Here is a 2,802-nt window from a genome sequence, read left to right on the forward strand (position 1 = left end):
GTGAGCGTCCGGTGAGCTATTTTTGCTGATTGGGCAAATCGGGCGATGTTCTGGCATTCGAACCAGCATTAGTGCTGACATTAATACCAGAACAAAGAGGTTTCATGGCTCGCATGGAGATCATGTCCGGTACCGAGCGCAGGCGGCGCTGGTCGGACGAGGCGAAGCTGAGGATACTGGCGCAAGCTGATGAACCCGGTGCTCGCATTGGCGATGTGGCGCGTCGGCACGACATTCATCCAGGCCAGATCCGCTTGTGGCGGAAGTCGTTCAACTATGTTGATCGACCGACGGTGTTCCTTCCAGTGGAAATCATGGAGGAGGCTGGCGTAAGTCAGGCGTCTACCACCGTAGCGAGGCCGGCGATCGTTGAGATATTGCTGCGGAACGGTCGGTGCCTGAAGGTTCCTGCTGAGGTTGAGTTGAAGCTGCTCGGTCCGCTGGTCGCTTGCGTGGAGGCGGCATGATCGGGCCATCGGGCAATGTAAGGGTCTATCTGGCCTGCGGAGTGACCGATATGCGGCGTGGCATTGATGGTCTGTCCGCGCTGGTCGAGACGGTGGTGAAGGAGGCGCCGGGCTCGGGCGCGATCTTCGGCTTCCGCGGAAAGCGCGCTGACCGGATCAAGCTTCTCTGGTGGGACGGCCAGGGGTTCTGCCTGTTCTACAAGATTTTGGAGCGTGGATACTTTCCCTGGCCGACAGCGAAAGAAGGTGTCGCGCACCTGACGCAGGCGCAGCTTTCCATGCTCGTCGAGGGGATTGATTGGCGCCGCCCGGCATGGACGTCCGCTCCTGGCCGAATGGGATAAAAGCTATATTTTGCAAGGGCATCCGAGGCTTAACGCTGGCGCGTCAGAGGCAAATCGGCTAGATTTGCGGATATGGAAACAGCGCCGCTGGACAGTCAGGACGAACTCACTGCTTTGCGCGCACTGGTCGCCGAACAGGCGGCAAAGCTTGAGAGCCAGGAAGCCGAGGTCATCAAGCGAGACTCCATCATAGCGCTTCTTCGCGCGCAACTGGAGCTTCTCCGACATCGGCAGCATGGCGCCTCTTCGGAAAAGATCGACCGGAAGATAGAGCAGTTCGAACTGATGCTGGAGGAGATTGAGGCTTCCCGTGCCGAGGCTGAACTGCGCGCCGGGAAAACACCCTTGCCGGATTTGGACGACGCGCCGGACAAGCCGAAGCGCAAACCATTGCCCGATGGTCTCGCCACCGAAGAACTGATCTATGCGGCTCCCTGTAATTGCCCGACCTGCGGTGGCACCTCGTTCCTGAAGGCGCCCGACAGGGTGGTTCAGGTGCTGGAACACGTGCCGGCATCGGTCAAAATTGTCCGGCACGTGGAAAAGCGCATGATTTGCCGGGAATGCGATACGACGGTAGCTGGCGAGATGCCGACCTTGCCGATCGAGCGCGGCAAACCCGGGCCGGGACTGCTCGCCCATATCATAGTCTCCAAGTTCGATGATCACATTCCGCTTTACCGTCTCTCAGAGATGTATGATCGGCTGCGAATAGACATATCGCGCTCCGTGATGGCCGACTGGGTCGGCCGCGTATCCGCTTTGCTGACACCCATCATCTTGTTGATCAGGGCCCACATCGCCGCGCTTGACCGAATACATACGGACGATACTCCGGTCGATGTTCTCGACCCCGGACGGGGCAAGACAAAAACCGGCAGGGTCTGGGTCTACGTCTTCGACGGCAGTGGCTATCAATCCGCCATTCCCGCAGCCATCGCCTATTACTATAGCCCTGACCGCAAGGGGGCGCATCCGGCTGACCACCTGGCAAGCTTCAGCGGCGTCATGCATGCCGACGGCTATGGGGGCTACAAAAAACTCTACGGCAACCAGATCGTTGAGGCTGCCTGCATGGCGCATGTGCGCCGCAAGTTCCATGATGTGATCAAGCTGAAGCCGTCACCGATCGCGGAGGAAGCGCTGTCACGCATTGGAGCACTCTACGATATCGAGAACCGGATCCGCGGCATGTCGGCTGATGAGCGTCTTGCCCTGCGCCAACACCACGCGAGACCTGTTCTGGACGAACTCAAGGCCTGGATCGAGGCGACACTCTCAACTTTGCCGCAGAAGCAGAAGCTTGCCGAGGCGATGCGATACGCCCTGTCGCGATGGGCAGCCTTGAGCGTCTACATCGACGATGGCCGGGTCGAAATCGACAACAACATCGCCGAAAGAGCCATGAGACCGCTTGGAATTGGCCGGAAGAACTGGCTGTTTGCCGGCTCGGATAAGGGCGGTGAGCGCATCGCCAACATTCTGACCATCATCGAGACGGTCAAACTGCACGGCCATAATCCGGAGGTCTACCTGACAGACGTCCTGACCCGGTTCCAGGATCACCCCAAGGATCGACTTGAAGACCTGCTGCCCTGGAACTGGGCGTCGGCAAAAGTTCGACACGAGGCTGTCTGATGGCTCGCTCAAGGTTTGTCTACACACTCAGCCAAGTCGCCAGCATGATCAGCGAGAACCTCGAACTGATCGAGGAAATCACCGCAAACTTCGACAACATCTCCGAAGGCGAACTGGTTTACGTCAGTGATGGCAGTGAGGATGGCACGAAGGGTCTGACCCCGAACGGCATCGAAGAGCTTCAAAGCCTACTTGCCGACATCAGGACGTGGGACGGCGGTATCCGCGAGTTCCTCGTCGAGACACAATGCGATCCTGAAATAACCGACCGCATCATGGTCAATGAGATGAAACGCGGCCTATAGCACCCATCTCTCCACACCCGGAAATGCGTTCGCCGGACGCTCACCATA

Annotated in this window: 3 protein-coding genes and 1 pseudogene; 3 read left to right on the plus strand and 1 reads right to left on the minus strand. The window is 58.6% G+C overall.

All coding sequences use genetic code 11. The annotated features are described in order from the left end of the window. Positions 1–104: 104 nt before the first annotated feature. The 3 genes from tnpA to tnpC all read left to right on the plus strand — a co-directional run bounded on the left by tnpA (position 105) and on the right by tnpC (position 2,449). The gene (gene tnpA, locus ABWW28_RS27370; protein WP_143851071.1) at positions 105–467 is read left to right on the plus strand and encodes an IS66-like element accessory protein TnpA; all 363 of its coding nucleotides are present in this window, start codon (positions 105–107) and stop codon (positions 465–467) included. Then, positions 464–811, plus strand: coding sequence for an IS66 family insertion sequence element accessory protein TnpB (gene tnpB / locus ABWW28_RS27375; protein WP_094513857.1), 348 nt, complete (start codon positions 464–466; stop codon positions 809–811). Before tnpA ends, tnpB begins: the two co-directional genes overlap by 4 nt. Positions 812–883: 72 nt before the next feature. Beyond that, entirely contained in the window at positions 884–2,449 is a 1,566-nt protein-coding gene (tnpC, locus tag ABWW28_RS27380; RefSeq protein WP_353392972.1) for an IS66 family transposase, read from the plus strand. Positions 2,450–2,630: 181 nt separating this feature from the next. Here the strand turns inward: tnpC and ABWW28_RS27385 are convergent. Further along, a pseudogene (locus ABWW28_RS27385) lies at positions 2,631–2,802 on the minus strand (IS5/IS1182 family transposase); the annotation flags it as partial.

Origin of the sequence: Brucella sp. NBRC 14130, from assembly GCF_040371715.1 — a bacterium.
Classification (GTDB): Bacteria; Pseudomonadota; Alphaproteobacteria; order Rhizobiales; family Rhizobiaceae; genus Brucella; species Brucella intermedia.

What these genes read in the sequence shown, in the direction of transcription:
- tnpA (WP_143851071.1), top strand. Translation starts at nt 105, where the DNA reads ATGGCTCGCATGGAGATCATGTCCGGTACCGAGCGCAGGCGGCGCTGG.
- tnpB (WP_094513857.1), top strand. Translation starts at nt 464, where the DNA reads ATGATCGGGCCATCGGGCAATGTAAGGGTCTATCTGGCCTGCGGAGTG.
- tnpC (WP_353392972.1), top strand. Translation starts at nt 884, where the DNA reads ATGGAAACAGCGCCGCTGGACAGTCAGGACGAACTCACTGCTTTGCGC.